The following is a 22,417-nucleotide window of genomic DNA, read 5'->3' as shown; positions in this document are numbered from 1 at the left end:
AGTCGGGCGGGCCGGTCCACCGTAGCGCGCGCGACGGGCGCGAGTTGACGAGTCGGCTGCTGAGAGGCCCTGCTCGGCCGCGGACGAGGGGAACTGCGCCCCCGGGTTCAGCTGCCCGTACCCGTTCTGCCCCAGTCGGGGCCGACTTCGGCCCATGCGCGGTCGAGCCGTTCGTACCGCCGTTGCATCATGCGCCATACGACGACCCTGCGGGCGAATTCCGTCAGACCGGCGGCGGCCAGTGCGGCGCCGAGACCCGCGAGCGCCGCATGGGTGTGAGCCGTCGAGGTGTCCATGGGACGCGTCGCCGCGTTCCCCGAGTCGTCCGTCCAGATCCTGATCGGGCTGCCGGGTGCGGTCTTCGTGGCCGCCGTCGACACGGTGCCTCTTCGTGCCGTACCGTCCGGGGCGCGCCAGTCGGCCACCACGGACGTACGCATGGAGCTTTCGGTGACGGCCGTCTCGGGCTCCTGGGCGAACCGGGAGGGGCCCGAGGGCCCGCGGACCACGACGGCCGGGGTGAGATGGCGTTGCTCGTGCTGGGCCCGCACCGTCCGACGGAGCGCGTCGTCCGTGAGCGAACCGGTCTTCCATCCGAGCACCGGAGCGACCAGCAGCATCAACAGCAGGGCGGTCAGCGCCACCCATGCCTCGTGACGGTCGGTGCGCCGGCACACGGGATTGTGCCGCCACCGCCGGATTCCCAGAAGTGCTCGCACAGTCATGCACCCCCTTCCCTACCCGTGATAACCCGACAGGGCGGCGACTGCGTCCGGATCCTGCGAAGAGAGAGCAACCTCACGCCGCCAACGCCCTCTTTCGTTCCCCGAGTTCCCCGGGGCTCCTGTGGACCCACGCACGGTCAGCCGAGCACCCGTACCGGGTCCCCCACCCGGATCACGCCGGTGCCGTCGGGAATCAGGTTCTGGCCGAAGAGCAGGTGCTTCCCCTCGCGGCGGTGCCGGGCCAGCGTGCGGAGCGGCTCCTTGCCCCGCTCCGCCGTCCGCTGGTCCGTGGTCGTGATGACACACCGGCCGCACGGCTTCACGACGCGGAACGCGACCTCCCCGATCACGATCCGCTTCCAGCCGTCCTCGGCCCAGGGCGCCGTCCCCTCCACCACCACGTTCGGCCGGAACCGGTCCATCGGCAGCGGCCCCTCCTCCGGGTGATCCCCCTGCGCCACCAGCGCGTTGAGCGCGTCGAGCGAGGAACGGGCGGTGAGGAGCAGCGGGAAGCCGTCCGCGAAGGACACGGTCTCGCCCGGGCGGCCGAACTCCGGATCGACGGGCCTGCGATGCGACGGCGCGTCCAGATGGACGAGCCGGACCTCCGCATCGAGGCGCGCGCCGAGCCAGGTGTGTGCCTCCCCGGAGGCCGGCACCACCTCGACCTTGCTCCGGTGGAGCTCGGCGGTCATGGTGCGGGCCTGATCGGGCACCCCCACCGTGAGCGGCGCACTCCCGGGCGCGGACAGCGACACCCCGCCGTCCGCCAGTGTTTCGGCGGACAGCTGTGCCATGCGCGGCAGCTGACGCTGGGTGACGACCCTGTTCTCGCCGTCGATCAGCATCCAGCGACGGTCGCCGCCGAGTCCCCATGGCTCGACGACGGCCTGGTCCGCCGCACGGGCGGCCAGCGACTTGACCGGGTGGACGTACACGGCACCGAGTGAGGGAGAGTGCATGCCCTCATCCTGCCAGCCGTCACCGACCGTGTGCGGCAGCGCCGGTCAGTACCCCCGGCCCTGGTACGGGCGGTTGTAGGGCTCCTCGTACGGCGACTGCGCGGGCGCGGGCCGCGGCGACGCGGGACGCATCGCCTCGTAGCCCGTGCCGGGCCGCTGCGGCTGCGCCTGCTGCTGGTAGCCGCGGGGCGCGGACGGCTGCTGCGGGATGTAGGGCGCCGGCGCGTGCTGCAACTGTGCGGGCTGCATCATCGGCGCCTGCTGCATCCCGGCGTTCTGGTACTGCGGCTGGGCCGCCTGCTGCGGATAGCCGTAGGACCCGGAGTGCTGCGACGGAGCCGCAGGCAGGGCCGGGAGCGCCGACGGCAGAGCCGGCAGGTAGCTGTTCCCGGTGTCGTAGGCGGCAGGGACCCGGATCGGTGCGATCTGAGGGGTCCCCCGCTCGGCGACCAGGGAGTCGTAGATCGGGGTGTCGGGGAACGACGGCGCGGCGTAGTAGCCGCTGCCGTAGGTGGAGCGGGGGGAGGTCATGACACATAAGTTAAGCCCACGATGTGCTGGTTGGGGAGACCCAATCTTGGGCTCATCCTTTTTATGCTGGTTCTGTCCCCTTGACCTGGCAAAACATCGTCAAAACTCCCGTCGGCGGAGGGGGTATTTTCGTCGGATGGCCCGATCGATGACGGTACGTTTCGAATGGGCTACAAAGGGCGACACCCCTGTGGGCGTACCGGGACGGGTATTCCCGGCCACTGTCGCCTCGCGCCAAGGGGCCGGGGCACCTGGACCGCCGGCGCCGCCGACCTCGGCCGGCGGAGTCTCGGGCCTCATGCCTCCGGGCGGTCAGGGATGTCGAGCCGGCGACTGGATCGCCCACCGGTAACACCACACCCGGACCCTGCTCCGCCTCGCCACCCGGCCGCCTCGACCGAAGACTTGGTATGGATGACGGAAGGCGGATCGTGCAATCAGACGCGGACGCGGGTTCGTCGGACTGGGCGAGGGCCTGGATGCGCGCCACTTTCACCCGCGGTCTCCGCTCCGAGGAGGTGTTCGTCCGCCAAGGATCCGATCCGGAGCAGGTGCGTCTGCTCGGCTGGGACGCAGCCTCGGAGCTGCTCCCGGGGGATTCGGGTGACGGGACGGTCTCGCTTCTGCGGGCCGGCAGGGTCGGTGAACGGGCCTTCTGTGTCGAGGCGGACGGCGGTATCGGCTTCGGCGAAGAAGCGCTCACCGCGGCACTTCACCCCGGACGACGCAGCCCTCGCCAGGCCCTGGCCCAGCCTGACGCCCGCCGAGGACGACGCACCAGCAGCACCGCTGAGCACCACCTGACATGGCTGAGGGACCGGTCCCGCCCGGGACCGCCCCGGATCCCGGGCCTTCAAGTGGAATGTGCTGAACGGCAGGACCTCGGGATCCCCGTGGGGCCGGTCGACGATTCAGCTGCCTTCATCACGGCGTACGCGGCCGGTCGTGGCGCACCGGGACGTTCAGGATCCCTGAACGCGCCCACCTGCTCCGGCAGTCGGGGACGGCCCGCCTCGTGGGGCTCCCGGGACCGTGTGAACAGGCGTCTTCCGGGCAGCCTGACGACGGGTGGGTATGCCGCGCGCCCGGATACGGAGAACATGGTGACGTACGATCAGGATGAGGCCGAGCAGCTCCGGGAGGAGCTCGAGGACGCGATAGGCCACTACATGGTGGCGGTGGCGGCCAAACTCCTCGACGAGGGACTTCCGGTGGCCGGCATTTCCGCATTCGGCGCGTACGACGATCCGGGCCAGGCGGAATTCGACGGTGACGTCGAGGGCAGCGTGGAATTCACGCAGGCGTTCCAGCGAAGCCTCTCCTCCCAGGAAGGCGGCGCGGGTCTTCTCTGGTGCGGCGTCTCCGGCTGGTGTCTCTTTCTCACACCTCAGGGATCCGGACAGGTACTCATGGATTCGGCCCGCTGGATGGGCGCCGGTCTGCTGCCTGCGCCGGCGCGGGTCGCCGCGTTCCTCTCCGCGGCGCGACTCGATCCGTCGTCCGCGGGCAGCGGCGAGCGGCCGTTCTACCGTGCCCCGCGCAGCGGACCCGTGGCACTGCTCGACCGGCTCCACGGACTCGAGGACGCCGGATCCGCAGCCGAGGAGCGGTTCTTCGACCGGCGGTTCGCGAGTGTGCGGACCGGCGCCTACGAGCGACGCGTCGTCGACGCGCTCACCGCGCCGAAGCAGGGCGTCGTCGACCTGGCGCTGCACACGGGAGAACTCGACTCCCTGGTCCGGTTCCTGGAGTACGTCGAAGGAGTGGCGCCGAGCCGCGACGCCCGGGAGCTGGCGCGGAGGCTGGGATCGGACCTCTCCCTGCGCGCACGGGACGGTCGCGCGAGTCATCAGGAGCACCGGACCGCCTTCGACTACGCCGTGTCCGACCGGTCGGCCGGCGGCCCGACGGACTGACGGCTGCGGGACGCACCCGGCACTCTCCGGCGGGTCCGGGAGGGGCGGGGCACGGTGGCGCGGGCTCCCGGCATAGGTTGGCCGTTCCATCCGGCCTACCGTGACAAGGACCAGCCATGCCCAGCAGCACCAGGATCCGTCTGGTCGAACCCTCCGACGCCGCCCCGATCGCCGCGCACCGGGTGCGGGACGTCGAGGCGTTCCGGCGGTGGGAACCGGCCCAGCCGGCCGGCTTCTTCACCCCGGAGGGCCAGGCGGAGCGGATCGGGAAGCTGTTGGCGGGGCACCGCGCCGGCACGGTCTGGCCCGGCGTCGTGCTCGCCGACGACCAGGTGATCGGGCAGGTCACCGTGGGCGGCATCCTGCCGCAGCCGCACCTGCGCCGTTGCTCCCTCGGCTACTGGATCGCGAGCGTCGCCCAGAACCAGGGGCACGCGGGTCGCGCCGTCGGGCTCGCGCTCCGGGTGATGTCGGACGAGCTGGGGCTCCACCGCGTCGAGGCGTCCACGAATCCGGAGAACCTGCCGTCGCAGCGGGTGCTGCGCCGCAACGGGTTCAGCCCGTACGGCGTCGCGCACTCCTCGATCTTTCTCGACGGGGGCTGGCGGGACGGGCTGCTCTGGGAGCGGATCCTCGGTGACTGAGGGGCCGGCCCGGGGCCTGCTGCCCCCTCAGTGCGGTGCGGGCTGTGGATTCAGGGCGTTGTCGATGCTGCAGCCGCCCTCTCCGGGCATGCGCTGGATCCTGGGCGGTACCCACACCTCGGTGGATCCGGGGCCCACACGGGCGAGGAGGCAGTCCGTCGGGTCGAAGCCGTTGCCCTCGCCCAGCAGGAGAACACCGACCCGGCCGCCGGTCGCCTTCACGACGGTGCGGATCGCCGGATCCAGGTCCAGCGCCGCGAGGGTACGGCGGACCTCGGCCTCGTCGACCCGGCCGCCCTCCGGAACCCGGGGAAGTTTCGCGCGGAGCTCCTCGTACGGCAGCTCGGGCGGTTCGGGCGCCGGGGCGAAGGTCAGCGGAGGACCGTCCGGGCAGTCCACGTCACGGGGGGCCTCGTCCCATTCCGACCGGGACGACACCCGCAGCGTGAAACAGCGCCGCACGGTGACCTCCTCGACGTCGATCCACCCGTTGTACGCCGAGCCGGTGGTGCGGACGACCACGACGACGCCGTCCCCGTCGTGCGTCGACGTACCCGTCAGCCGCATGACCTCCACCCCGTCGACGCCGGAGGCGTTGCGCCCGACCTCCTCCGCCGTGCGCGGACGCTGGCTGTACAGCAGCCGGCCCGCCCTCCCGGCCACCTCCCGCGCGGCGTCCGTCGCCTCGTCGTCGGACGGCTGCACCAGGCCGCAGCCGGAGATGAACAGCAACAGCGGTGCGAGCACAAGGAGTCGGCGCATGCGTTCACCCTTCCGAGTGCCGCCCGCGGCGGGCACCCGCTGACGTACTCGGACCGGAGTAGGCGATCGTACTCAGGCGGTACGGCCGACGGGACCGGGCGTACCCCCTCGGGGTGCGCAGAGTGTCAGCCCGTGGGCGAGGAGGCCGCCCGTGAGGCGGACCAGGAGGCGAGCAGACGCAGGGAGTCCTCGGAGGGGGAGCCCGGCTCGGCGGTGTAGACGGTCAGGGTGAGGCCGGGTTCGGCGGCCATCTCCAGGCTCTCGTAGGCGAGGGTGAGGTCCCCGACCGCCTGATGCCGGAAGCGTTTGGTGCCGGCACCGTGGTGGCGGATGTCGTGGGCGCCCCAGCGGGTGCGGAACTCGTCGCTGCGGGTGGACAGCTCGCCGACGAGATCATGCAGGTCCTTGTCGTGCGGATTGCGGCCGGCCTCGGTGCGCAGGATGGCGACGGTGACGTCGGCCGCGAGCTCCCAGTCGGGGTAGAAGCGCCGGGAGGCGGGGTCCAGAAAGGTGAACCGGGCGAGGTTGGCCTGGTTGTGAGGGGTGGCGTGGACATCGCTGTAGAAGGCGTGGGCGAGGGCGTTCGTGGCGAGGACGTCCATGCGGCCGTTGCGGACGAACGCCGGACCGGCCGTGATCGCGTCCAGGGTCCACTGCAGACTGCGGTGCGGGACCCACTGTCCCCTGGCCCGACGGCGCCGGGGGCGCGTGAGTGCGTCGGACCCGTCCGCGGCCTGTGCCAGATGGAGCAGGTACGCACGCTCGGCTTCGTCGAGCCGCAGGGCCCGCGCGACGGCCTCCAGCACGGTCGGTGAGACGCCGGCGAGACTCCCGCGCTCCAGCTTCGCGTAGTACTCCACGCTCATGTCGGCGAGCGCCGCGACCTCGCTCCTGCGCAGGCCGGGGACGCGCCGTCGGCTGCCGGAGGGCAGTCCCGCCTGCTCGGGGCTGATCTTCGCACGCCGCGAGGTGAGGAACTCGCGGACCTCTTCACGGTTGTCCACACCTCGACAGTACGTCCCGCGTACGGCCACAGGGATGTACTGGCGGTACACCCCTCGACGGTGACTCGCTGCGCCCCCGGAAAGGGCGTTACCTGGGTGATGTGGGGCTTCTCCCGCTGCCGTGCACGCGGTCGGTGGGGGGCGGCCCCCCCCGCCCTGCGGGCGTCCGGCTGTCCGGACAGGCCCGCACACCGCACCCGGCGCCTGCCCGCACCCCCGGCAGCGCGTCTTCCGGCACCGAAGGAGTCCTCCCATGCGCGGAGCAGTCATCCACGCCCCCGGCGACGTCCGCTTCGAGACCCTGGACGACCCGAAGATCCTCTCGCCCACGGACGCGGTCATCCGTACCGCCGTCACGTGCGTGTGCGGGTCGGACCTGTGGGCCTGGCGGGGCCTGGAGCCGATCGGCGACCCGCACCCCATGGGGCACGAGTACGTCGGCTTCGTGGAGGAGGTCGGCAGCGAGGTCACCTCGGTCGAGCCCGGCCAGTTCGTGATCGGCTCGTTCGCCACCTCGGACAACACCTGTGCGAACTGCCGCAACGGCTTCCAGTCCCACTGTGTGCACCGCGAGTTCATGAGCACCTGCCAGGCCGACCGCGTGCGCATCCCCCACGCGCAGGGCACCCTCGTGGCCACCGACGAGGTGCCGGCCGAGGAGCTCTGGCCGAGCCTGCTGGCCGTGTCCGACGTGATGGGCACCGGCTGGTGGGCCGCCGACGCCGCGGAGGTGAAGCCCGGCTCCACCGCCGTGATTGTGGGGGACGGCGCGGTAGGCCTCTCCGCCGTGATCGCGGCCAAGGAGAGGGGTGCGGAGCGGATCATCGCCATGTCCCGTCACGAGACCCGGCAGAAGCTGGCCCGCGAGTTCGGTGCGACGGACATCGTCACCGAGCGTGGCGACGAGGGCATCGCCCGGATCAAGGATCTCACCGGTGGTATCGGCGCCGACAGCGTCCTGGAATGCGTCGGCACCGCCCAGGCCATGCGGCAGGCTCTGCACTCCGCACGGCCCGGCGGCAGCCTCGGCTTCGTCGGCGTCCCCCACGAGGTGGCCCTCGACGGGCAGGAACTCTTCTTCTCCCACGTCGGGTTGCGCGGCGGCCCCGCCCCGGTGCGCCGCTATCTCCCCGACCTGATCGACCGGGTGCTGACCGGCCGTATCGAACCGGGCAAGGTGTTCGACCTCAGCCTGCCCCTGGACCAGGTCGCCGAGGGGTACAGGGCCATGGACGAGCGCCGCGCCGTCAAGGCCCTCCTCAAACCCTGACACCACACGCCCCACCCGTCCCGGGCGGTCGCCGCACGAGAACCGGCGGTCCCCACAGGAAGGACCTCTCATGACCACGTTCGCCCTCGTCGGCGCCGGGCCCGGCCTCGGGCTGGCCACGGCCCGCCGCTTCGGCGCTGCCGGACACGACGTCGCCCTGATCTCCCGCAGTGCCGAACACCTCGCCCTGACGGCCGAACTCGGCCGTGACGGCGTCCGGGCCCGCGGCCACCGTGCCGACGTCCTCGACCCGGAATCCCTCACGTCGGCGCTCCAGGAGGCCGCGGAGGCGCAGGGGCCGGTCGAGATCCTGCAGTACAGCCCCGTCCCTCGCGCCGACTTCATGAAGCCGGTGCTCGACACCACCGCGGAGGACCTCGACGATCCCCTGGCCTTCTCGCTCGGAGCGCCCCTCACCTGCGTGAACGCCGTCCTTCCCGGGATGCGGGCCCTGGGGCGCGGCACTCTGCTGTTCGTCAACGGCGGCAGCGCGGTGCGCCCGCACCCCGAGCGAGCCGGGACGTCGATCGCGTTCGCCGCCGAGAGCGCCTACGCACGCATGCTCCACGAGGTCCTGGCCGGCGAGAACATCCACGTCACGCAGCTGATCGTCCCCGGGGCCATCAGCCCCGACGCCGAGCACAGCAGCCCCGGCGTTCTCGCCGATCGCCTCCACACCCTCCACACCGAGCGCAGCGGTTTCCGGCACTACGCCGAGCCGATGCCCGACTGACCCGGCCGTGCCCACCCGCCGGCACCCCGCACCACCCGACCCGACCGAGGAACACCTGCCGTGGAACACATCACCCGGACCCCCACCGTCAAGGCCCCTGCCGCACGCTTCACCGGCGACGTCCACCTCAACATGATCGCGACCCCGGCCGAGCCGGCCCGGCTCGCCACCGCCCTGGTGCGCTTCGCCCCCGGCGCCCGGACCCACTGGCACTCCCACGCCAACGGCCAGACCCTCTACGTCACCGACGGCGTCGGGCTGGTCGGCACCCGTGACGGTGACGTCGTCCGTGTCGGCGCAGGCGAGACCGTCACGTGCCCGCCCGGCGAGGAGCACTGGCACGGCGGCACCGACACCACCCTGATGGCCCACATCGCCATCGTCGTCGGCGACGCCGACGGTGACGGGACCACCTGGCTGGAGCCGGTCACCGACGAGCAGTACGCCACGGCCCTCGCCGCCACCCGCTGAGGCGAGCCGCCGTCCGGCGCGGGTGGGGACGGCCGTCCCCACCCGCGTGCGTGAAGCGGCCGGTCCGCGCCTCGTGGGGGACCCCTGGTCCCCGATCCGGGCGAATGCGCGCAACGGGGCACCGAGCGGTGCTTTGATCGTGCGGGGTGCGGGGTGCGGGGTGCGGGGTGCGGGGAGCGGGGGCCGGCGGTGGACCGACGGCACCTGTCCCGTCGAGACTGTGGGCTCCCCGCAGGACCGGGGACTAGGTTGGCGGGAGACTCTCCGGCGTAGCCGGACGCGTGATGGGGGCGGGCATGACCATGCAAAAGGGAACCAACGTCGCGGTGCCGGCGCACGCCGTGCGGGTCGAGCTGGGCTGGCGCGCCTCTCCGGGGACACCCGACGTGGACGCCTCGGCGCTCCTGCTGGTGTCGGGAAAGGTGCGCAGCGACGCGGACTTCGTCTTCTACAACCAGCCGGTGCACGGGTCCGGCGCGGTGCGCCACGAGGGCAAGCGCACGGACGGGGGCGTCGTCACGGACAGCCTCACCGTCGACTTCGCCCGGATGGAGCCGGCGATCGACCGCGTCGTGGTGGCCGCCTCGGCGGACGGCGGCACCTTCGGGCGCGTGACCGGCCTCTACGTGAGGATCGTGGACGCGGCCGGCGGTTCCGAGATCGCGCGTTTCGACAGTGCGGACGCGACGGTCGAGACCGCCTTCATCCTCGGCGAGCTGTACCTGCGCCAGGGCGCCTGGAAGTTCCGGGCGGTGGGACAGGGCTACGACACCGGACTCGCGGGCCTCGCGACGGACTTCGGCATCTCCGTCGACGAGCCGCAGCAGGTGCCGCCGGCCCCGCAGCCGGCGCGGGCCCCCCAGCCGCCGGCACGCCCCGCACCCCAGGCCGCCCCGGCACCGCCGCCCGCGCCCCCCGTCGTGCAGGCCGTCAGGCTGACCAAGGTCACCCTGACGAAGGAGGCTCCCTCGGTATCGCTCTCGAAACAGGGCGGAACGTCCGGGGTGCTCCGCGTCAACCTCAACTGGGAGGTGCGCAAGCAGTTCAAGGGCTGGGGGGCGAAGCTCGGGAGGGCCGTCGCCGTGCACGGCGACCTGGATCTCGACCTCTGCGCCCTGTACGAACTCACCGACGGGAGCAAGGGAGTCGTCCAGGCCCTCGGGAACGCCTTCGGTTCCCTCCGGCAGCCGCCCTGGATCCACCTCGACGGGGACGACCGCACGGGCGCGGTGTCCACGGGCGAGAACCTGACGGTCAACCTCGACCACAAGGACCGGCTGCGCCGTGTCCTGATCTTCGTCACCATCTACGAAGGTGCCCGGAGCTTCGCCGATCTGCACGCCACCGTCACGCTCCAGCCGCAGAACGGCGCCGCGATCGACTTCTCGCTCGACGAGTGCACCGTGCCGTCCACGGTCTGCGCGCTCGCGCTGATCACGGGCGACGGGGGAGACCTCACCGTGCAGCGCGAGGCGCGCTACCTCGTTCCGCAGCGGGGCGTGAGCCCCCAGCGGACCATCGACGCCGCCTACGGGTGGGGCATGAACTGGACCCCCGGACGCAAGTGACCCCCCGCGGCCGGGTTCAGCCCTCCGGTGCGGCCTCGGGGCGGGCGTACGTACGCCCCTTCCAGGCCGCACCGCGGCCCCGGTGGTGCTGCACCGCCGAATCCACCGTCATCAGGAGGTAGAGGACGGCGGTGAAGGGCAGCAGCGGCGCCAGCCACAGCGACTGCCGGTAGTACCCGAGCATGGGCATGTACGTCCCCGCCATCACCGCCCAGGCCGCCCCGCCCGCCGACGCGGCCACCGGATCGCCCGCCGCCAGACCGGCGAACAGCGTGACGGGCGGAGCGACGTAGACGAGACCGAGCCCCAGGACCGTGCCGGCCAGCAGCACGGGGCTGTGCCGCAGTTGTGCGTACGCGCTGCGCGAGACCATCCGCCACAGGTCGATGAGGCAGGGGTACGGGCGCACGCTGTCCACCCGGTCCGCGAGCCCCAGCCAGATGCGGCCGCCCGAGCGGCGCACCGCACGCGCCAGCGACACGTCGTCGATGACCGCCTGGCGGATGGACTCCGGGATCCGTGCCCGCTCGGCCGCCCCGGCGCGCAGCAGCACACAGCCGCCGGCCGCAGCGGCGGTCCGCGACCCCACCGCGTTCACCCGGCGGAAGGGGTAGAGCTGCCCGAAGAAGTAGACGAACGCCGGCACGACCAGCCGCTCCCAGGTGCTCGTCACCCGCAGCCGCGCCATCTGCGAGACCAGGTCGAACCCGCCCGCCCCCTCGGCCCCGGCCGCCGCGACGAGCTCCCGCAGACTGTCCGGTTCATGAGCGATGTCGGCGTCCGTGAGGAGCAGGAACTCGGGCTTCCGCTGCCCGGCCAGCGCCATCCCGTGCCGCAGCGCCCAGAGTTTGCCCGTCCATCCCGGCTCCGGCTCGCCGGGGGTGACCACGGTCAGCGGCAGGCCCCCGCACCGGTCGGAGAGCGCCCGGGCCAGCTCACCCGTGCCGTCCTCGCTGCAGTCGTCGACCAGGAAGATCTCCGCGTCACCCGGATAGTCCTGGGCGAGCAGGGACGGCAGGCTCAGGGGCAGGACGTCCGCCTCGTCCCGCGCGGGGACGACCACGGCCACCGACGGCCAGCGCGCCGGTTCGCCGCGCACGGGGAGCCGCTGGTCGGTGCGCCAGAAGAAGCCCTGGCCCAGCAACAGCCACACCCACACGGTCAGTGAACCCACGGCGATCCAGGCAAGGGCGCTCATCCGTCGAAGTGTGCCCCACTCCGACGGTGCCGCAAGGGCTGTCGACTATGGTGACCGGGTGAAGATCGCACTCATGGACTCGGGGATCGGCCTGCTCGCGGCAGCGGCCGCGGTACGCCGGCTGCGGCCCGACGCGGACCTGGTGCTGTCGTCGGATCCCGGCTCGATGCCCTGGGGACCCCGCACGCCCGATGACGTGACCCGACTGGCGCTCGCCGTGGCGCGTGCGGCAGCCGAGCACCGGCCCGACGCCCTGATCGTCGCCTGCAACACCGCCTCCGTGCACGCTCTGCCCGCCCTGCGCGCCGAGCTGGAGCCCGGCATTCCGGTCATCGGTACGGTGCCGGCGATCAAGCCCGCCGCCGCCGGCGGCGGCCCCTTCGCGATCTGGGCCACACCGGCGACCACCGGGAGCCCGTACCAGCGGGGACTGATCCACGACTTCGCCCGCTCGGTGGACGTGACCGAAGTGCCCTGCCCGGGGCTCGCCGACGCCGTCGAGCACGCCGACGAGGAGGCGATCACCCGGGCCGTGGCCGCCGCGGCCGCGCTCACCCCGGCCGGTGTCACGGACGTCGTCCTCGGCTGCACCCACTACGAGCTGGTGGCCGAACGGATCCGCGCCGCCGTGGAGGGCGACCGCCCCGGCCGGGCGCCGCTCGTGCTCCACGGCTCGGCCGACGCGGTGGCCGCTCAGGCGCTGCGCCGGTTCGGGGCCGAACCCGCTCCGTCGGCCGAACCGTCCGGCACCCTCACCGTGCTCCTCGGCGGACACGCCGCAGATCTCACGGAACCCGCTCTGGCCTACGCGGAGGGACTCCTGCTCAAGGCCGTCAGCCCCGCGATCTGACCCGTCCGGCGCCTCGCCGGGGCCGCGCACCCCCTCCCCGCGGGCGGGAACGTGGGTACGCTGCTCGGCATGACGGACCATCCCGGCAACACGCGGCACGGTTCGAGCCAGGCCCCGAGTACGGTCTGGACGGGCCGGGCCACCAACCGCTTCCAGTGGCTGCTCGCGGCCGTGGGGGCGGGCTGCCTGGCACTCGGGATCGAGCTCGCCGTCGACTCGGCCTGGAGCGCCGGGATCGCCCCCCTGCTCATGTCCGTCATCGGCTGTGTCGCCGCCGGACTCCTGATCCTCTTCGGCACCCTCGCCTTCGTCCACGTCGCCGTGAAGGTGGACGGCGACGCCCTGGAGGTGCGCTGCGGACACGCCGGACTGCCCAGGCGCCGGATCCTGCTCACCCACGTGGTGGGCGCGGACTTCGCTCCCAAGGTCACCCCGCGCCAGTGGGGCGGCTGGGGCTACCGCTGGCGTCCCGACCAGGGCACGGCCGTGGTCGTGCGCCGGGGGGAGGGGCTGGTGCTCCTGCTGGGGGACGGCAGGACCTTCACCGTCACGGTGGACGACGCGGAGGCCGCCGTACGCTTCATCCGCGACCGCCTGCACCTCCCGGCCACCGGGAAGGCCGCGGGCTCCGCCTGAACCGACCCCCGCAGGACCCGCACACCGGACCCCGGCAGGGTGGGGCGGGCCGGTCCGGGACCGTCGTCCGGCGCGGCTGACGTCCTCACAGCAGCTCACCGTAGACTCCGGCAGGTGAGCGCCACCATCACCACCGCCGAACCGCCGCCCGCCCCCGCCTCCCGCAGCAGCACGCTGTGGCCGCGGCTCGTCCGGCCGGCCGCAGCCGTCCTGTCCGGTGTGCTGCTCTACGCGAGCTTCCCGCCCCGGCCCCTGTGGTGGCTGGTGCTGCCCGGCTTCGCCCTGCTGGGCTGGGTCCTGACCGCGCGCCGGGTGCGCGCGTCGCTGGGCCTCGGCCTGCTCGCGGGCCTCGGCTTCATGCTCCCGCTGCTCCACTGGACGGGCGAGGAGGTCGGCCCCGTCCCCTGGCTGGCCCTCGCCCTCGCCGAAGCGCTGTTCATCGCCGTCGGCTGCGCCGGTGTCGCCGCGGTCTCCCGGCTCCCGTACTGGCCCGTCTGGGCAGCGGCCGTCTGGACCCTCGACGAGGCGCTCCGGGCCCGGGTCCCGTTCGGCGGCTTTCCCTGGGGCAAGATCGCCTTCGGCCAGGCCGACAGCGCGTTCCTGCCGCTCGCCGCCCTCGGCGGCACCCCCCTGCTCTCCTTCGCCGTGGTGCTCTGCGGCTTCGGCCTCCTGGAAGCCGTACGGCAGGCCCGTCGCCACCACGCCACCGGCACCGTGCCCCGCTCCGCCGTGATCGCGGCGGCCGTCACCGTCGCCGCCCCCGTGGCCGCGGCACTGGCCGCCCTTCCGCTCGTGGACGACTCGCCCGAGGACGGCACCGCCACGGTCGCGGCGGTCCAGGGCAACGTGCCGCGTCTGGGTCTCGACTTCAACTCCCAGCGCAGGGCCGTCCTGGACAACCACGCGCAGCGCACCGAACAGCTCGCCCGGGACGTCGCGGACGGGAAGGTCGCGCAGCCCGACTTCGTCCTCTGGCCGGAGAACTCCTCCGACCTCGACCCCTACCGCAACGCCGACGCCCGCGAGGCCATCGACCGGGCCGTCCGGGCCATCGGCGCCCCCACCGTGGTCGGCGCCGTCCTCACCCCCGACACCGGACCGCTCCGCAACACCCTGATCCAGTGGGATCCGAAGAGCGGTCCCGTGGACACGTACGACAAGCGGCACATCCAGCCGTTCGGCGAGTACATGCCGATGCGCTCCGTCGCACGGATCTTCAGCAAGGACGTCGACCGGGTGCAGCGGGACTTCGGCTCCGGCACCAAGGTCGGCGTGTTCGACCTGGCGGGCACGAAGGTCGGGTTCGTGACCTGCTACGAGGCCGCGTTCGACGACGCCGTGCGCGACACGGTCGAGGACGGCGGACAGCTGATCGCCGTACCGAGCAACAACGCGACCTTCGGGCGCAGCGAGATGACCTACCAGCAGCTCGCGATGAGCCAGGTGCGGGCGGTCGAGCACGGGCGGTCCGTCGTCGTGCCCGTCACCAGCGGGGTCAGCGCGGTGATCCGGCCGGACGGCACGATCGTCGAGAAGACGAAGATGTTCACCCCGGACGCCCTGGTCGACGAGGTGCCCCTGCGCTCCTCGCTCACGCCGGCCACCCGGATGGGAACCCTCCCGGAGGGCGTCCTGGCGCTGCTCGCCCTGGGCGGGATCGGCTGGGCGGCCACCCGCTCGGTGCGCGGGAGGAGGGCGCGGAAGGACGCCGCGGCCGGCCCGCAGGACGCTCCGGCGGCCACGTAGGCTCGCCGCATGGCTACTCCTGACTTCATCCGAGACATCCGCGCCACCGCCGGCCACCAGCTGCTCCTGCTGCCGGGGGTCACCGCGGTCGTCTTCGACGATGCCGGCAGGGTGCTGCTCGGCCGGCGGGCCGACACCGGCGAGTGGTCGGTCATCGGAGGCATCGGGGAGCCCGGCGAGGAACCGGCGCTGACCGCCGAGCGTGAGGTGTACGAGGAGACCGCCGTGCGCTGCGTCGCGGAGCGGGTCGTGCTCACCCAGGCGCTGAAGCCGGTGCAGTACGCCAACGGCGACCGGTGCCAGTACGTCGACATCACCTTCCGCTGCCGGGCCACCGGCGGCGAGGCACGGGTGAACGACGACGAGTCGCTGGACGTCGCGTGGTTCGCCGTCGACGCGCTGCCGCCGCTGAGCGAGTTCGCGCTGTTCCGGATCAAGCAGTCCCTCACGGACGGCCCCACCTGGTTCGCGCGCACCCCCGGCGCCTGACCCTCGGGTCCGGGGCACGGGAAGCGGCGTTCCGGTGACCTCCCCAGGCGCGGAACGCAGCTTCCCGTACGTGTCCTCCGGAGCTCGCGCGTCCTGGCTGACCGCAGGTCCGTTTCACCCGGAAACGAGCGCGCAAACCTGAAGACGTGTGGAGGGCGGCCGGGGGCGCGTCCGACCCTGTCGCGCGTCCGACCGGAAGAGCACCGGCCTCCGTGCGCTCCCCGCCGTGAAAACCCCTCCCGAGCAGGCGTGAAGTACTTGTGAAGGGGTACGCGGTGCTCATGCTTCCTGTCGTACTCGTGCTCCTCCTCGGCCTCGTCCTCCTCTGCGCAGGGTTCGCGCTGGAGGAGGTGTGATGAATCACGGTCACGGCGCCTGCCGTCCGTGCTCCGGTCCGGCCCGGCAGGGCGGGGACGCCCTGGTGGCGGGGGTGTGGACAGGCGCCTCCGAAGTCGCGCGAGGTGCTGTCCGCGAACCGGGAGCCCTCCGACGGGCAAGGTGTCGCGCCGGTGGCCCTCCTGGCGGACGGGACGCAGGCCGAGGCGTCGCAGCGATGACATACGCTGCGGAGGAACTGTGATGACGGGCATGAGAGAAGGGGTCACTTCGGTGGCAGAGCAAGAGATATCCACCCGCCTGGTGGCGCTGCTCACGGAGCAGCGGGAGTCGCTCGAATCCGCGTGGGTGGAGACGGTCTCGCGCACCCTGCGCGGGCGCATCTCCCTGGTGGAACTGGACCGTGAACTGCGCGAGCTGTACTCCGCGCTGTTGGAGGGCCTCCAGGCGGGCGGATTCGACTGGCAGGGCGACAAGTACGCCGAAGTCCGCGCCCTCCTCGGTGAACTGTCCCGGAACCGGGCGCGGCAGGGTTTCACGCCGACCGAGACAGCGATCAGCGTGCTCGCCGGCAAGGAGATCCTCGAGCCGACGACCGCGACATCGGCCGAGGACATCCACGCCTACCTCCGCTTCAGCCGCCTCATGGACGCCCTCGGGCTCTACACCATCGAGGTGTACGCGAAGGCGCGTGAGGAGATCATCAGCGCCCAGTCCGAGCAGTTGATGGAGTTGTCCACCCCGGTCGTGAAGCTGTGGGAGGGCGTCGTCGCCGTTCCCCTGGTGGGCACCCTCGATTCGGCGCGCACGCAGGTCGTGATGGAGAAGCTCCTCCAGACGCTCGTGGACACCGGCTCCGACCAGGCGATCATCGACATCACCGGCGTTCCCGCCGTCGACACCGAGGTCGCCCAGCACCTGCTCAAGACCGTGGTCGCTGCCCGGCTGATGGGCGCCGAGTGCACGATCTCGGGCATCCGGCCCCAGATCGCCCAGACGATCGTGGCGCTCGGTATCCAGTTCGGCGACATCGTCACCAAGGCGACGCTCGCCGACGCGCTCAAGCACGCTCTGCGGCGCAACAGCGTCGAGCTGACGCTGCCTGGAGGACAGGCGTGACCGAGCGTGTGCCCGTGCTGAAGATCGGCGACGTCCTGCTGGTCTCGATCCAGGTCGACCTCGAGGACCAGACCGTCCTCGACCTGCAGGAGGATCTCGCGGCGCGGATCGTGGCGACGGGGGCGTCCGGCGTCGTCATCGACATCACCGCGGTGGAGATCGTCGACTCGTTCGTCGGGCGCATGCTCGCGACGACGGCGGCCATCTCGCGGATGCTGGACGCCGAGACCGTCGTGGTCGGCATGCGGCCCGCCGTCGCCATCACGCTCGTGGAGCTGGGCCTCTCGCTCGGCGGCGTGCGCACGGCTCTCACCCTGGAGAAGGGGCTCGACATGCTGACCCGGCCCGACAGCCGTCCTCCGGCGACGACGTGAGCGGGTCGCGGCCCGTCCCCGACGCCGACCACGAGACGGTCACCATCGACTCGAACGACGACGTCGTCCGAGCCCGCCAGCTGGTGCGCACCCTGGCCCAGCGGTGCAAGCTCTCCCTCGTCGACCAGACCAAGCTGGTCACCGCTGCGAGCGAACTCGCGCGCAACACCCTGGTGTACGGAGGCGGAGGCGTCATGCGCACCGGGCTCGTCCGCCAGGACAGCCGGGTGGGCGTCACGGCCGTCTTCGAGGACTCCGGCCCCGGCATCCCGGACCTGGACCTGGCCCTGACGGACGGCTGGACGTCCGGCGGCGGCCTCGGTCTGGGCCTCAGCGGAGCGCGGAGGCTCGTGGACGACTTCACCCTGGACACCGAGGTCGGCCGGGGCACACAGGTCGCGGTGACCAAATGGGCCCGCTGAACCCGCCGCCCCTGCTCGAATCCGAGGACATCGCCTGGTTCCGTGACGACGAGTCGCTCCCGGCGTCGGCGAGAGGGGCAGCTGCCGCGCTTGCCAGACGCCTCGGGTTCGACGAACTGCGCTGCGCCGAGGTCGCTCTCGCCGTGAGCGAGGCCGCCTCCAATCTGCGTAAGCACGCCGTCGACGGCGCGCTGCTGCTGCGGGTCGTGCGTACGGAACACGACGCCGGCCTGGAGTTCGTCACCACGGACGAGGGCCCCGGCATGGCCGACGTCGACAGGTGTCTGGTGGACGGTTCGTCCTCGGCGGGCACGCTGGGGATCGGCCTCGGGGCGATCGTCCGCCTCGCCGATGCCTTTGACGTGCACTCGCTGCCGGGCAAGGGCACAGTCATGTCCGCCCGGTTCTGGACGAAGGACGCCGGAGGCCGATCCGCCGCGCCGGGTGAGCCCGTCGCCGCCGGGCTCACCCGTCCCATCACCGGCGAGACCGTGTGCGGGGACGCCTGGGCCGCGCGCGCCGTCGGCGGTCGTGAGCACCGGCCGAATCCCCCGGCCGCCCGGCAGGTGACGGGACGCGCATCCTCCGACGGGCCGCTCGGGTGGGCGGCGCTGACCGGATTCCGGCCGGAGCCGGAGCGGGCGCGGCCGGAGAGAGCCGCACAGGTGCACACGGGAGAGACCGGAGTGCCTGCCCTGCTGCTGATGTTCTGTGACGGGCTCGGTCACGGTCCTCTTGCACACCGCGCAGCCCAGACCGCCGTGACGGCGTTCCACGACAGCCTGTCGGAGACTCCGGAAGGCGTGCTCACCGACATGCACAAGGCCCTTCGCGGCAGCCGTGGGGGAGCGGTCGCCGTCGTGCGGGTCGAGGCATCGACGAGGAGTCTGTTCTTCTGCGGCGTGGGCAACGTGAGCACCTTCGTCGTCGACTCGGACACCGACACCCGGCGCGCACTCCTCTCGTCGCCCGGGATCGTGGGTCACCAGCTTCCGACGCTCCGTGCCGTCCGTCAGGAACTCCCGCGCCACGGCGGCGTGGTCATGCACTCCGACGGGCTCACCGAACGATGGCAGCCGGCCGCCCTGCCCGGCTTCCTGGAGCACACCCCGCTGGTGGCAGCCGCCCAGCTGCTCCGCGAGGCAGGGATACGCAAGGACGACGCAGGCGTCGCCGTACTGAAGGGAAATTGGTGAGTTCCACCGCGGCCGACGGCACCATCCACCTGGTGACGATCGCCATCACCACCGAGCAGGACATCTTCGCTCTTCGGCGCAGTGGCAAAGCGGCTGCCGAGGCTCTCGGTGCCGAGAGGCAGGACCAGATACGTCTGGCCACCGCGCTGAGCGAGATCGGCCGTGATCTGCTCGGATCGTCCGGCCTGAGGGTCGCCCTGAGCACGGAGCAGGGCACACAGCCCGTGCTGCGCGCCGTCCTCCTCTGGGGAGACGGACCGGGCCCCGGCGACGAGTCGCTGCAGGCCGCCTCCCGCCTGGTCCAGGTGCACCACGAGGACCACAGCCGGACGCTGCTGATCGAGCAGCAGCTCACCGCGGGCGCACAGACCGCAGAAAGCGTGGAGAGGGCGCGGGACCTTCTCGTGCAGCACAACGGCGGCAGTGTGCTCGAGGACGCCCGGGCCCAGACCAGGGACCTGATAGCTGCCCTGGAGGAGTCGCGAGGGCAGAGGGAGGAACTCCGCCGCCTCAACGAGGAGCTGGAGGAGACCAACCGGGGAGTGGTCGCCCTCTACTCCGAGTTGTCCGAGGAGCTGGAGGAGACCAACAGGGGGGTCGTCGCCCTGTACGCGGAGCTGGACGAGAAGTCGCAGCAGCTGAGGGAGGCCAGCGAGGCGAAGACACGGTTCTGGGCGAACGTGAGCCATGAACTGCGTACGCCGGTCAACTCCGTGGTGGGCCTCGCCCGGCTCCTGCTCGACGACGGCACCGGCGGGCTCGAAGGAGAACAGCGCAGACAGGTCTCCCTGATCTCCGCCTCCGGCGCCACGCTGCTGGCCCTCGTCGACGAGCTCCTCGACGTCGCCAAGGCCGAGTCGGGCCGACTCGAACCGCACATGGCGCAGGTGGACCTGCGGGCCGTACTCGGCCAGCTGCGCGGAACGCTGAAGGGGTACGGGGCGCAGGGCGAGGTGGACCTGTCGGTCGCCACCTCCGACCTTCCGCTCGTCACCGACGAGGTGATGCTCGCCCGGATCCTGCGCAACCTCCTGTCCAACGCGCTCAAGTTCACCGAGCACGGCACCGTGAGCCTCGACGTCGCGTCCGACGACGGTCCCGACGGCCGCCACGTGGTCTTCACGGTGACGGACACGGGGATCGGTATCCCGCCGGAGGAGCAGCAGCAGATCTTCGAGGAGTTCTACCAGGTGCGCGGGCCGCACCAGCGCGGGCGTTCCGGCACCGGTCTCGGCCTGCCCTACGCGCGCCGGCTCACGGAACTCCTCGGCGGCACCCTGGTCCTCACGAGCGGACCCGGTGCGGGTACCCGGGTCACCGTGAGACTGCCCGCCGGACCGGATTCCGGGGGCCCGGGCGTCGCTGCCACGCCGCACGGCCCGCTCCTCGCGACGCTGGTCACCGTGGACGACGACGAGGTGTTCCGGAGCACCATCCGTCCGGCCCTGGCACAGCTGGCCGGCCAGGTGGTCGAAGTCGGGGAAGGCGGCCTGGCGATCGCCACCGTCCGCACCGAACGGCCCGAGGCCGTCCTCCTCGACCTGCACATGCCGGACATGGACGGCTACGCGGTCCTGGCCGGACTCGCCGACGATCCCGAACTGCACGGCACACCGGTCGTGGTCGTCACCTCGGCCCCCGCCGGATCGCTGGACAGCGAAAGACTGGCGCACGCGCGAGCCGTCCTCGACAAGTCCACGCTCACCCTCGCGCGACTGGTCTCCGCCTTCGGGGACGTGAACACCCCTCGGGCGGCCGGAGAGGACGGCAGACAGTGAGTACCCACGCGCACACGGACAGCGCCGTCGCGACGGTCATGGTGCTCGACGACAACGACACGAAGCGCTACATCGTGAGCAGCTGGCTGCGGCGTGCCGGTCATACGGTGGTGGAGGCCGCCGACGGAGCCGAAGGGCTCGCCCTCCTGGCCGGGGCGTCGGAGGAGGAGATGCCGGAACTGGCCGTCGTGGACGTGCGCCTGCCGGACATGAGCGGGTTCGAGGTGTGCGAGCAGATCAAGGCGGACCCGCGTACCGCCTCCCTGCCCGTCATCCACGTATCGGCGACGGCCGTCGAAGTGAGCGACCGCGCCCAAGGGCTGCACCGTGGAGCCGATGCCTATCTGACCGAGCCGATCGCGCCCGACGAGTTGCTGGCCACGGTCACGGCGGCGCTGCGCTACGCCCGTGCCCGCCGGCGCGCCGAACGGCTGGCCAGGCGTGTGGCCGCGCTGAACAGCGGCACCCTCGCCGTGTACGGCGCGCGGAACGGTGAGGCCTTCACCACCGCTGCCGCCACGGGGGCGGCCGAGCTGATGTCCTCACCCGCCGTGGCGATCTCCCTGAGCCTCGACAACCGCACACTCCTCCTCGCCACGTCGCCGCCTGTTCCGTCCGGTTCGGCCGGGACGGCGGGGCCTCCGGAGCAGCCGACGGGATCGGCCTGGCAGGCGGACCTGCACGTCATGGACCGTCTCTGCGAGACGGCTCTCGGGGACGGCATCGGGACGGACACGGTGCTGCTCCCGGGTGAGCAGTGGAGAGCCCTCATGTCGAGGGACCCGTCCGGCCGGGCCGACGTGTTCCCCGGCCGGGTCGGACTGGTTCTCGCCCGGACGAAGCACGGACGCCCCCCGGTGGCGCTGGCGGTGGACGCCACGGCGCTGGCGGGAGACGACGACGGTGAGCTCCTGTCCCAGCTGGCACAGGCATGCGCACTGGCCCTGGAGGCGCTGCGCAGCCAGAGCGAGGAGCACGCCCTCGTACTCACCCTGCAGCGCTCGTTCCTGCCGGACCGGCTCCCCCGGACGGCCGGTGTGGACATGGCGGTGCGGTACGAGCCGGCGGCCGATCATGCCGAGATCGGCGGTGACTTCTACGAAGCCATGGAGACGCCCGACGGCCTGTTGCTGGCGATCGGCGACGTGGCCGGGCACTCCCTCCAGGCCGCCATGATCATGGGCGAGGTCCGCCACGCGCTGCGTGCCTACGCCATCGAGGGGCACGACCCACGGACCTTGCTGAACCGCCTGGACGCGTTGCTGGTGCGACTGCGCCCCTCCATCACCGTCACGGTCTGCCTCGTGCTCGTGGAGCCCGGCGGACGGCGGATCCACGTCGCGAACGCGGGACACATACCGCCGCTGCTGAGACGCACCGATGGCTCCACGAGCTATCTGACGGAACATGGCCCGCTCCTCGGCCTCCAGCTGCCGCACCCTCCCGCCACCAGTCATGACGTGGGGGAGGGCTCCACACTTCTGCTGCTGACCGACGGGCTCATCGAGGTCCCCGGGGAGGACCTGGACGACAGCATGGAGGCGCTGAGCAACACGCTCCGCGGCGCTCCGCAGGAACTGGGGAAGCTGTGCGACGTACTGCTCGACACCTTCGGAAAGGGGAAGACGGATGACATCGCACTGCTGGCGGCCCGCCTCCTCTGACATCCGGCGGGGCCCGGCCCGCC

22 protein-coding genes are annotated in these 22,417 nt (G+C 72.1%); 16 read left to right on the top strand and 6 right to left on the bottom strand.

Annotated features, from left to right (window positions below):
• Positions 1-107: 107 nt before the first annotated feature.
• The 3 genes from ACFC51_RS12830 to ACFC51_RS12820 all read right to left on the bottom strand — a co-directional run bounded on the left by ACFC51_RS12830 (position 108) and on the right by ACFC51_RS12820 (position 2,218).
• Entirely contained in the window at positions 108-725 is a 618-nt protein-coding gene (locus ACFC51_RS12830) for a hypothetical protein (protein ID WP_376371535.1), read from the bottom strand.
• A 137-nt stretch (positions 726-862) separates the two neighbouring features.
• Positions 863-1,687 (bottom strand): MOSC domain-containing protein, encoded by an 825-nt coding sequence (locus ACFC51_RS12825; protein WP_376528488.1) that lies wholly within the window; start codon positions 1,685-1,687, stop codon positions 863-865.
• A 45-nt stretch (positions 1,688-1,732) separates the two neighbouring features.
• Positions 1,733-2,218: a DUF6643 family protein gene (locus ACFC51_RS12820; protein ID WP_376371542.1), complete on the bottom strand. Its 486-nt coding sequence runs from the start codon at positions 2,216-2,218 to the stop codon at positions 1,733-1,735.
• A gap of 1,100 nt (positions 2,219-3,318) precedes the next feature.
• Between ACFC51_RS12820 and ACFC51_RS12815 the strand changes: the two genes are divergently transcribed.
• Positions 3,319-4,134, top strand: a complete 816-nt coding sequence (locus tag ACFC51_RS12815; RefSeq protein ID WP_376371545.1) for a hypothetical protein — start codon at positions 3,319-3,321, stop codon at positions 4,132-4,134.
• A 116-nt stretch (positions 4,135-4,250) separates the two neighbouring features.
• Positions 4,251-4,778 carry a GNAT family N-acetyltransferase gene (locus ACFC51_RS12810; protein ID WP_376528485.1) on the top strand — a complete coding sequence of 176 codons (528 nt, stop codon included), beginning with the start codon at positions 4,251-4,253 and terminating at the stop codon, positions 4,776-4,778.
• Between the two features lie 27 nt (positions 4,779-4,805).
• Here the strand turns inward: ACFC51_RS12810 and ACFC51_RS12805 are convergent, their stop codons facing one another.
• Together ACFC51_RS12805 and ACFC51_RS12800 are read right to left on the bottom strand one after the other, a co-directional pair.
• Positions 4,806-5,540, bottom strand: a complete 735-nt coding sequence (locus tag ACFC51_RS12805; protein WP_376528482.1) for a translation initiation factor IF-2 — start codon at positions 5,538-5,540, stop codon at positions 4,806-4,808.
• Between the two features lie 125 nt (positions 5,541-5,665).
• The gene (locus tag ACFC51_RS12800; protein ID WP_376528480.1) at positions 5,666-6,544 is read right to left on the bottom strand and encodes a helix-turn-helix transcriptional regulator; all 879 of its coding nucleotides are present in this window, start codon (positions 6,542-6,544) and stop codon (positions 5,666-5,668) included.
• A 253-nt stretch (positions 6,545-6,797) separates the two neighbouring features.
• Between ACFC51_RS12800 and ACFC51_RS12795 the strand changes: the two genes are divergently transcribed.
• The 4 genes from ACFC51_RS12795 to ACFC51_RS12780 all read left to right on the top strand — a co-directional run bounded on the left by ACFC51_RS12795 (position 6,798) and on the right by ACFC51_RS12780 (position 10,586).
• On the top strand, positions 6,798-7,814 hold the full coding sequence (locus tag ACFC51_RS12795; RefSeq protein WP_376528478.1) for a zinc-dependent alcohol dehydrogenase family protein: 1,017 nt from the start codon (positions 6,798-6,800) through the stop codon (positions 7,812-7,814).
• 70 nt (positions 7,815-7,884) lie between these two features.
• Positions 7,885-8,547: an SDR family NAD(P)-dependent oxidoreductase gene (locus tag ACFC51_RS12790; RefSeq protein ID WP_376528475.1), complete on the top strand. Its 663-nt coding sequence runs from the start codon at positions 7,885-7,887 to the stop codon at positions 8,545-8,547.
• Positions 8,548-8,607: 60 nt separating this feature from the next.
• Entirely contained in the window at positions 8,608-9,018 is a 411-nt protein-coding gene (locus ACFC51_RS12785; protein WP_376528472.1) for a cupin domain-containing protein, read from the top strand.
• Positions 9,019-9,302: 284 nt separating this feature from the next.
• The gene (locus ACFC51_RS12780; RefSeq protein WP_376371566.1) at positions 9,303-10,586 is read left to right on the top strand and encodes a TerD family protein; all 1,284 of its coding nucleotides are present in this window, start codon (positions 9,303-9,305) and stop codon (positions 10,584-10,586) included.
• Between the two features lie 16 nt (positions 10,587-10,602).
• Here ACFC51_RS12780 and ACFC51_RS12775 read toward each other — a convergent pair whose 3' ends face one another.
• Positions 10,603-11,784 (bottom strand): glycosyltransferase, encoded by a 1,182-nt coding sequence (locus ACFC51_RS12775; protein ID WP_376371568.1) that lies wholly within the window; start codon positions 11,782-11,784, stop codon positions 10,603-10,605.
• Positions 11,785-11,842: 58 nt separating this feature from the next.
• Here ACFC51_RS12775 and ACFC51_RS12770 point away from each other — a divergent pair, with 58 nt between their 5' ends.
• The 10 genes from ACFC51_RS12770 to ACFC51_RS12725 all read left to right on the top strand — a co-directional run bounded on the left by ACFC51_RS12770 (position 11,843) and on the right by ACFC51_RS12725 (position 22,394).
• Positions 11,843-12,634 carry a glutamate racemase gene (locus tag ACFC51_RS12770; protein WP_376528470.1) on the top strand — a complete coding sequence of 264 codons (792 nt, stop codon included), beginning with the start codon at positions 11,843-11,845 and terminating at the stop codon, positions 12,632-12,634.
• A gap of 69 nt (positions 12,635-12,703) precedes the next feature.
• A complete protein-coding gene (locus ACFC51_RS12765) occupies positions 12,704-13,270 on the top strand; it encodes a hypothetical protein (RefSeq protein WP_376371573.1) in 567 nt (188 codons plus the stop codon).
• A gap of 114 nt (positions 13,271-13,384) precedes the next feature.
• On the top strand, positions 13,385-15,016 hold the full coding sequence (lnt, locus tag ACFC51_RS12760; RefSeq protein ID WP_376371576.1) for an apolipoprotein N-acyltransferase: 1,632 nt from the start codon (positions 13,385-13,387) through the stop codon (positions 15,014-15,016).
• A gap of 9 nt (positions 15,017-15,025) precedes the next feature.
• Positions 15,026-15,505, top strand: a complete 480-nt coding sequence (locus tag ACFC51_RS12755; RefSeq protein ID WP_376371578.1) for an NUDIX domain-containing protein — start codon at positions 15,026-15,028, stop codon at positions 15,503-15,505.
• Between the two features lie 609 nt (positions 15,506-16,114).
• Complete coding sequence (locus ACFC51_RS12750; protein ID WP_376528462.1) at positions 16,115-16,960, top strand: STAS domain-containing protein; 846 nt, start codon at positions 16,115-16,117, stop codon at positions 16,958-16,960.
• Positions 16,957-17,334: an STAS domain-containing protein gene (locus tag ACFC51_RS12745; RefSeq protein ID WP_376371584.1), complete on the top strand. Its 378-nt coding sequence runs from the start codon at positions 16,957-16,959 to the stop codon at positions 17,332-17,334. The genes ACFC51_RS12750 and ACFC51_RS12745 overlap by 4 nt, the downstream gene beginning before the upstream one ends.
• Positions 17,331-17,756, top strand: a complete 426-nt coding sequence (locus ACFC51_RS12740) for an anti-sigma regulatory factor (protein WP_376371587.1) — start codon at positions 17,331-17,333, stop codon at positions 17,754-17,756. The genes ACFC51_RS12745 and ACFC51_RS12740 overlap by 4 nt, the downstream gene beginning before the upstream one ends.
• Positions 17,744-18,952 (top strand): ATP-binding SpoIIE family protein phosphatase, encoded by a 1,209-nt coding sequence (locus ACFC51_RS12735; RefSeq protein ID WP_376371590.1) that lies wholly within the window; start codon positions 17,744-17,746, stop codon positions 18,950-18,952. The genes ACFC51_RS12740 and ACFC51_RS12735 overlap by 13 nt, the downstream gene beginning before the upstream one ends.
• Positions 18,949-20,730, top strand: a complete 1,782-nt coding sequence (locus tag ACFC51_RS12730) for an ATP-binding protein (RefSeq protein ID WP_376371592.1) — start codon at positions 18,949-18,951, stop codon at positions 20,728-20,730. Before ACFC51_RS12735 ends, ACFC51_RS12730 begins: the two co-directional genes overlap by 4 nt.
• Complete coding sequence (locus ACFC51_RS12725) at positions 20,727-22,394, top strand: SpoIIE family protein phosphatase (protein WP_376371595.1); 1,668 nt, start codon at positions 20,727-20,729, stop codon at positions 22,392-22,394. The genes ACFC51_RS12730 and ACFC51_RS12725 overlap by 4 nt, the downstream gene beginning before the upstream one ends.
• Positions 22,395-22,417 lie beyond the last annotated feature (23 nt).

It is taken from the genome of Streptomyces sp. NPDC055962 (genome assembly GCF_042270185.1).
Lineage (GTDB): Bacteria > Actinomycetota > Actinomycetes > Streptomycetales > Streptomycetaceae > Streptomyces.
This window is presented reverse-complemented; position numbering and strand designations above follow the sequence as displayed.

What these genes read in the sequence shown, in the direction of transcription:
- ACFC51_RS12830 (WP_376371535.1), bottom strand. Translation starts at nt 725, where the DNA reads ATGACTGTGCGAGCACTTCTGGGAATCCGGCGGTGGCGGCACAATCCC.
- ACFC51_RS12825 (WP_376528488.1), bottom strand. Translation starts at nt 1,687, where the DNA reads ATGCACTCTCCCTCACTCGGTGCCGTGTACGTCCACCCGGTCAAGTCG.
- ACFC51_RS12820 (WP_376371542.1), bottom strand. Translation starts at nt 2,218, where the DNA reads ATGACCTCCCCCCGCTCCACCTACGGCAGCGGCTACTACGCCGCGCCG.
- ACFC51_RS12815 (WP_376371545.1), top strand. Translation starts at nt 3,319, where the DNA reads ATGGTGACGTACGATCAGGATGAGGCCGAGCAGCTCCGGGAGGAGCTC.
- ACFC51_RS12810 (WP_376528485.1), top strand. Translation starts at nt 4,251, where the DNA reads ATGCCCAGCAGCACCAGGATCCGTCTGGTCGAACCCTCCGACGCCGCC.
- ACFC51_RS12805 (WP_376528482.1), bottom strand. Translation starts at nt 5,540, where the DNA reads ATGCGCCGACTCCTTGTGCTCGCACCGCTGTTGCTGTTCATCTCCGGC.
- ACFC51_RS12795 (WP_376528478.1), top strand. Translation starts at nt 6,798, where the DNA reads ATGCGCGGAGCAGTCATCCACGCCCCCGGCGACGTCCGCTTCGAGACC.
- ACFC51_RS12790 (WP_376528475.1), top strand. Translation starts at nt 7,885, where the DNA reads ATGACCACGTTCGCCCTCGTCGGCGCCGGGCCCGGCCTCGGGCTGGCC.
- ACFC51_RS12780 (WP_376371566.1), top strand. Translation starts at nt 9,303, where the DNA reads ATGGGGGCGGGCATGACCATGCAAAAGGGAACCAACGTCGCGGTGCCG.
- ACFC51_RS12775 (WP_376371568.1), bottom strand. Translation starts at nt 11,784, where the DNA reads ATGAGCGCCCTTGCCTGGATCGCCGTGGGTTCACTGACCGTGTGGGTG.
- ACFC51_RS12765 (WP_376371573.1), top strand. Translation starts at nt 12,704, where the DNA reads ATGACGGACCATCCCGGCAACACGCGGCACGGTTCGAGCCAGGCCCCG.
- ACFC51_RS12755 (WP_376371578.1), top strand. Translation starts at nt 15,026, where the DNA reads ATGGCTACTCCTGACTTCATCCGAGACATCCGCGCCACCGCCGGCCAC.
- ACFC51_RS12735 (WP_376371590.1), top strand. Translation starts at nt 17,744, where the DNA reads ATGGGCCCGCTGAACCCGCCGCCCCTGCTCGAATCCGAGGACATCGCC.